The sequence below is a fragment of the Actinomadura logoneensis genome, assembly GCF_003428695.1.
GTDB classification, from domain to species: domain Bacteria; phylum Actinomycetota; class Actinomycetes; order Streptosporangiales; family Streptosporangiaceae; genus Spirillospora; species Spirillospora logoneensis.
In genome coordinates this window covers 1-6389 of record NZ_QURH01000890.1, presented here as the reverse complement: position 1 = coordinate 6389, position 6389 = coordinate 1, and the positions used below count along the sequence as shown (strand labels likewise).

At 72.7% G+C, this 6389-nt stretch carries 6 protein-coding genes; 5 read left to right on the top strand and 1 reads right to left on the bottom strand.

The features are described from left to right. The 5 genes from infB to truB form a co-directional block, all read left to right on the top strand. Positions 1-1986: translation initiation factor IF-2 (gene infB, locus DZF91_RS30020; protein WP_117360464.1), on the top strand; the 1986-nt coding region annotated here is incomplete at its 5' end. Between the two features lie 403 nt (positions 1987-2389). After that, positions 2390-2686, top strand: a complete 297-nt coding sequence (locus tag DZF91_RS30015) for a DUF503 domain-containing protein (protein WP_117360463.1) — start codon at positions 2390-2392, stop codon at positions 2684-2686. Between the two features lie 38 nt (positions 2687-2724). Beyond that, positions 2725-3207, top strand: coding sequence for a 30S ribosome-binding factor RbfA (gene rbfA, locus DZF91_RS30010; protein WP_117360462.1), 483 nt, complete (start codon positions 2725-2727; stop codon positions 3205-3207). Then, entirely contained in the window at positions 3204-4256 is a 1053-nt protein-coding gene (locus tag DZF91_RS30005; RefSeq protein WP_117360461.1) for a DHH family phosphoesterase, read from the top strand. Before rbfA ends, DZF91_RS30005 begins: the two co-directional genes overlap by 4 nt. Then, positions 4253-5125 (top strand): tRNA pseudouridine(55) synthase TruB, encoded by an 873-nt coding sequence (gene truB, locus DZF91_RS30000; protein ID WP_117360460.1) that lies wholly within the window; start codon positions 4253-4255, stop codon positions 5123-5125. Before DZF91_RS30005 ends, truB begins: the two co-directional genes overlap by 4 nt. 94 nt (positions 5126-5219) lie before the next feature. On the opposite strand, the gene DZF91_RS29995 is transcribed toward truB, so the two are convergent. Then, a complete protein-coding gene (locus DZF91_RS29995) occupies positions 5220-6254 on the bottom strand; it encodes an SCO family protein (RefSeq protein ID WP_117360459.1) in 1035 nt (344 codons plus the stop codon). Positions 6255-6389: the final 135 nt, after the last annotated feature.

The following is a 6389-nucleotide window of genomic DNA, read 5'->3' as shown; positions in this document are numbered from 1 at the left end:
CGTCCCGGTGGCGGCGGCTTCGGCCCCCGTCCGGGTGGCGGCGGTCGCGGTCGCGGCGGCACGCAGGGCGCGTTCGGCCGTCCGGGCGGACGCCCGGCCCGCGGTCGCAAGTCGAAGCGGGCGCGTCGTCAAGAGTTCGAGGCGATGCAGGCCCCGTCGACCGGCGGTGTGCTGGCTCCGCGCGGCAACGGCAAGACCATCCGGCTGCCGCAGGGCGCGTCGCTGACCGACTTCGCCGAGAAGATCGGCGCCAACCCGGCGTCGCTGGTGCAGATCATGATGCACCTCGGCAAGATGGTCACCGCGACGCAGTCCGTCGACCCCGAGGACCTGCAGCTGCTCGGTGCCGACCTCGACTTCGACGTGCAGGTCGTGTCCCCCGAGGACGAGGACCGCGCGCTGCTGGAGTCGTTCGACATCGAGTTCGGCGAGGACGAGGGCGGCGAGGAGAACCTGCAGCCGCGTCCGCCGGTCGTGACCGTCATGGGTCACGTCGACCACGGTAAGACGAAGCTGCTGGACGCCATCCGGCACGCGGACGTCCAGGCGGGCGAGGCCGGCGGCATCACCCAGCACATCGGCGCCTACCAGGTCCAGACCCGGGTGGACGGCGAGGACCGCAAGATCACCTTCATCGACACCCCGGGTCACGAGGCGTTCACCGCCATGCGTGCCCGCGGTGCCGACACCACCGACCTGGTGGTGCTGGTGGTCGCCGCGGACGACGGTGTGAAGCCGCAGACCACCGAGGCGATCGACCACGCCACCGCGGCGGGGGTCCCGATCGTGGTCGCGGTCAACAAGATCGACGTCGAGGGCGCGGACCCGACCAAGGTCCGGGCCCAGCTCACCGAGTACGGCCTGGTGGCCGAGGAGTTCGGTGGCCAGACCCAGTTCGTGGACGTGTCCGCCAAGCAGGGCACGAACATCGAGGGTCTGCTCGAGGCGGTCGTGCTGACCGCGGACGCCGAGCTGGAGCTCACCGCCAACCCGGACATGCCCGCCCAGGGAACGGCCATCGAGGCCCACCTGGACAAGGGCCGCGGTTCGGTGGCGACGGTGCTGGTCCAGCGCGGCACGCTGCGGGTCGGCGACTCGATCGTCTGCGGCGTGGCCCACGGCCGCGTCCGGGCGATGCTGGACGAGAACGGCAACAACGTCGAAGAGGCGCTGCCGTCCCGTCCGGTGCTGGTGCTCGGCCTCAACGCCGTGCCCGGCGCGGGTGACAACTTCCTGGTCGTCGAGGACGAGCGGGTCGCCCGGCAGATCGCCGACAAGCGCACCGCCCGCAAGCGCAACGCCGAGCTCCTGCGGTCCCGCAAGAGCAGCTCCCTCGAGGAGCTGTTCAAGGACCTCGAGCGCGGCGAGCGCGAGGAGCTGCTGCTCATCCTCAAGGGCGACGTGTCCGGTTCGGTGGAGGCACTGGAGGACTCGCTCCTCAAGATCGACGTCGGCGACGAGGTGTCCCTCCGGGTCATCCGCCGCGGCGTCGGCGCCATCACCCAGGACGACGTCAACCTGTCGCTGGCCTCGGACGGCGCGGTCATCATCGGCTTCAACGTGCGTCCCGAGCGGAACGCGCAGGAGCTGGCCGACCGCGAGGGCGTGGACATCCGGTACTACTCGGTCATCTACCAGGCGATCGAGGAAGTGGAGGCGGCCCTCAAGGGCATGCTCAAGCCGGAGTTCGAGGAGCACCAGCTCGGCACCGCCGAGATTCGCGAGATCTTCAAGGTCCCGCGGATCGGCAACATCGGTGGTTCGATGGTCACCTCGGGCGTCATCCAGCGCAACGCCAAGGCGCGCCTCGTCCGCGACGGCGTCGTGGTCGCCGACAACCTCACGGTGTCGTCGCTGCGCCGCTTCAAGGACGACGCCACCGAGGTCCGCGAGGGCTTCGAGTGCGGTATCGGTGTCGGCTACAACGACATCAAGCTCGGCGACATCGTCGAGTGCTTCGAGATGCGCGAGAAGCCGCGCGACTGATCGGGTCCCGGTTCCGCGTCCCCGCCCACCGCGGCGGGGACGCGGTCCGGAAGCCCGACCGGGCGCGTTCCGGCGGCTTCCCCGGCAGGGCCCCGAGGGGCCCGGGCCGGCGGGGGCGCGGGGCTCGTGCGGGCACGACGGCACTTCCCGACCGACCGTGTGAGGCCCGCCTCCGGCGACGCCGCGCACGGTCGGCGGCGTGCTCGCGACCGGCCGGGCACCCGTCCCGGCCGAACGGCTGAGAAGTCACGAAAAAGCTGGTGAGAGCGTCAGGCTGATCAACTAGCCTGGCGCTCTCCATGTCGGTGGTCACCTTTCGGCGTTCCCGTGTTCGCGTGCCGCGATCGCGGGAACAGGCGGTGTGGCCGCCGTCGTTCAAGGCTATGAAAACGGGGTGATCGTTCTGTACGTAGGCGCTCTGACGCTCGATCTGCTGCTCGGGGACGTGCGGTCGCTGAAGCAGAAACGGGCGGTGGTCCGCCCGATCATCGCGGAGGTGCGCAAGCACTTCCCGGGGGTGGCGGTCGCCGAGACCGGCGACCACGACCTGTACCGCCGGGCGGAGATCGGGGTGGCGGCGGTGTCCGGGACCGCCGACAACTGCGCCCACGTGCTGGACCAGTGCGAGCGGCTGGTCGCCGGCCGCCCCGAGATCGAGCTGCTGTCGGCCAGGCGGCGGCTCTTCAACGACGAGGACTAGGCGCCCCCTTCGGGGCGCCGTGGAAAGGGAGTGCGATCATGGTGGACGCAGCCCGGGCGCGTAAGCTCGCCGACCGCATCCAGCAGATCGTGGCCGAGATGCTGGAGCGGCGGATCAAGGATCCGCGGCTCGGCTTCGTGACCGTGACCGACACCCGCATCACCAACGACCTGCGTGACGCGACCGTGTTCTACACGGTGTACGGCACGGAGGAGGAGCGGGCGGGGACCGCCGCGGCGCTGGAGAGCGCCAAGGGGATCATCCGGTCGGAGGTCGGTCGGCAGACCGGCGTGCGGCACACGCCCAGCCTGACGTTCAAGCTCGACTCCCTCATGGAGAACGCCGCCCACATCGACGACCTGCTGGCCAAGGCGCGCCGCCAGGACGCCGAGGTCGCCGCGTCCGCGGCGACGGCGAAGCACGCCGGTGACGCGAACCCCTACAAGGAGGACGCGGACGACGACGAGGAGGAGGACGGCGACGACGGCACCGGCGGCGGCGCCGCCCGAGCCTCCTCGTGAGCGCCGGGGCCGGACTCGACTGGGACCGGGCCCTCGAGCTGATCGACGCGGCCGACGAGGTCGTGCTCGCGTGCCACATCGGCCCGGACGGCGACGCCCTGGGCTCGATGCTGGCGGTCGCGCAGGTGCTGCGCGGGCTCGGCAAGTCCGTGGCGGCCTCGTTCGGCGAGCCGTTCACGGTCCCGGCCAGCCTGCGCTTCCTGCCCGGCATGGAGCTGCTGGCCGGTCCGGGCGAGCTGCCGCCGCGCCCCGCGCTGATGATCGCGCTGGACGCGGCCGGCCCGGACCGGCTGGGCTCGCTCGCCGCGACCGCCGCCCGCGCCGGCGCGCTGGTCGTCCTGGACCACCACGCGTCCGGACGGTCGTTCGCCGACGGGCGGTCCGGCGAGACCGTGATGCTGGCGGACGCGGACGCCGCCGCCACGGCCGTCCTGGCCGACGAGCTGATCCGGCGGCTCGGCGTCCCGCTCACCCCGGACGTCGCGCAGGGCCTGTACGCGGGGCTCGCCAGCGACACCGGGTCGTTCAAGTACCCGTGCACCACGCCGCAGGTGCACGACCTGGCGCGCCGTCTGCTGGAGGCGGGCGTGCGGCCGGACAAGGTCAGCCGCGAGCTGTGGGACCGCGCGCCGTTCGGCTACCTCCAGGTGCTGTCGGGGGCGCTCGGCCGGGCCCGGCTGGAGCGTTCCGCCGCCGCCGGCCGCGGCCTGGTCTGGACGACCGTCCAGCGCGGCGACCGGTCCGTCTGCGGCGTCACCTACGAGCAGCTCGAAGGGGTCATCGACCAGCTCCGCCGCACCGAGGAGGCCGAGGTCGCGGTGGTCTGCAAGCAGACCGACGCGGGCGACTGGTACGTCTCGACCCGCTCCAAGGGCGCCGTGGACGTGGGCCGGGCCTGCGCGCTGCTCGGCGGCGGCGGGCACCGCACGGCGGCGGCGTTCAACGCGGCGGGGGAACCCGCCGAGATCATCGACCGGCTCCGCGCCGCGCTGCGGGTGGCCGGGGAGACCGAATCCCGCTTCACCACCGACTCGGAGCGCATCGCGTGACCACCTCTGGACTCGTCATCGTCGACAAGCCCGCCGACTGGACGTCGCACGACGTCGTCGGCAAGATGCGGCGGCTGGCCCGGACGCGCCGCGTCGGGCACGCGGGCACCCTGGACCCCATGGCCACCGGCGTGCTGGTGGTCGGGGTGGAGAAGGCGACCCGGCTGCTCGGCCACCTCGCGCTGACCGAGAAGCAGTATGACGCGACGATCCGGCTCGGGCAGACCACCAACACCGACGACGCGGAGGGCGAGATCACGGCGTCCGCGTCCGCCGGGCACGTCACCGACGCCATGGTCGAGGCCGGGATCGCGGCGCTGACCGGGCCGATCAGCCAGGTCCCGCCGCAGGTCAGCGCGATCAAGGTGAACGGCGAGCGGGCGTACAAGATGGCCCGCAAGGGCGAGGAGGTCGAGCTCAAGGCGCGTCCGGTGACCGTGCACGCCTTCGAGGTGACCGGCATCCGCCGCGACGGCGACCTGGTCGACGTGGACGCGTCGGTGACCTGCTCGTCCGGCACCTACATCCGGGCGCTGGCCCGCGACCTCGGCGCCGCGCTCGGCTGCGGCGGCCACCTGACGTTCCTGCGGCGCACCCGGGTCGGCCCGTACGACCTGGGCATGGCGCGCACGATCGACCAGCTCGCGGAGAACCTGGAGATCCTGCCGATCGGGGACGCGGTCGCGGCGGCGTTCCCGCGCCGGGACGTGTCGGCCGACGACGCCCGCACGGTCGCGCACGGCGGCCGGCTGCCCGCGGCCGGTCTCGGACCGGGCCCCGTCGGGGTCTTCGCGCCCGACGGGACCCTCCTGGCGCTCGTCGAGGAGCAGGGCCGGGCGGCCAAGCCCCTCGCCGTCTTCGCCTCCTGACCTGGGCTTTCCCGGGCGCGGAACGTCGATACAGACCCTCGGGCAGGGCCGGGCCGCGCCGTTCCTGTTCGGGCGGCCCGGCCCGGCGGCGGTCCTAGCCGTTCACCGGGACGACCTTGGCCGTCACGGCGACGTCCCCCGCACCGGCGAAGTGCAGGGTCAGGGGGACGTCCTGGCCGAGCTTGAGGCCCTTCGGCTTCATCAGCATCAGGTGCAGGCTGCCCTTGGCGAACTCGACCGTCCCCTTGCCGATCGGGACGGACATGATCTGCTCCATCTTCATGCCGTTGGCGCCGTTCATCACCATCCGGTGCATCTCGACGCTCGCGGCGGCGGGGGAGTCGACGCCGGTGAGGGTGTCGGGCCGGCCGGTGTTGGTGATCGTCATGTACCCGGCGGTGACGTCCGGCGAGGACGGCACCCGGACCTGCGCGCCCGTGACCTTGATCGAGTCGGCCGTCCCCGCGGCGGGGGCGGGCGACGACCCCGGCGCCGAGGACGCCGCCAGCAGCGCCTTCAGGTCGTGCGCCATGTCCGCGCTGCCGAACTGGTAGGGGAACAGGAGCCCGCCCGAGCCGTCCGGCTTGTAGACCATGACGTTGCTGCCGTGCTGGACGGCGTAGTTGCCCTCGGCGTTCGTCGGCGGCGGGCTGATCGACGTCCGCGCGTCCGCCGCCGCCTTCTTGATCTCGGCGTAGGGGCCGGTGAGGCCGACGAAGGACGGGTCGAACCTGCCGAGGAAGTCCTTCAGCGCCTTCGGCTTGTCCCGCGCCGGATCGGCCGTGACGAACAGCACCTGCGTGCGGGCCTTCTCCGCCGGGGACAGCAGGCTCATCGCGCCCGCCGCGTCCGCCATGGTGGTCGGGCAGATGTCGGGGCAGTGCGTGTAGCCGAAGAACAGCATCGTGACCTTGCCCTTGGAGCGGGCGGCGAGGTCGTAGGGGCGGCCGTCCTGGTCGGTCAGGCGGACGCCGGGGATCTTGTAGGACGCGGGCAGCGGGGTGGACTTGTAGGGGCCCTTGGCGGCGGGCCGCTCGGCCGCCGCCGGGGCCTCGGATCCACTGGTGCCGGAACAGGCGGCGGCGCCGAGCAGGACGCCGGCCAGCCCGAGCGCAACGATCGCGCGCATGCGAGAACTCTCCACGTGAACTGGGTGGGACGAAAGGTCGGTCAGGCGATGGAGAGCGCCCGCGGCGGGCCGCGCCGCGAGACCGCGTGCCGCAGCGGCCCGGTCCGCGCGGGCAGCGGTCGGTCCGCCGGGCGG

Excerpts from the sequence above, each read along its gene's own strand:
- rbfA (WP_117360462.1), top strand. The coding sequence starts at position 2,725 with ATGGTGGACGCAGCCCGGGCGCGTAAGCTCGCCGACCGCATCCAGCAG.
- DZF91_RS29995 (WP_117360459.1), bottom strand. The coding sequence starts at position 6,254 with ATGCGCGCGATCGTTGCGCTCGGGCTGGCCGGCGTCCTGCTCGGCGCC.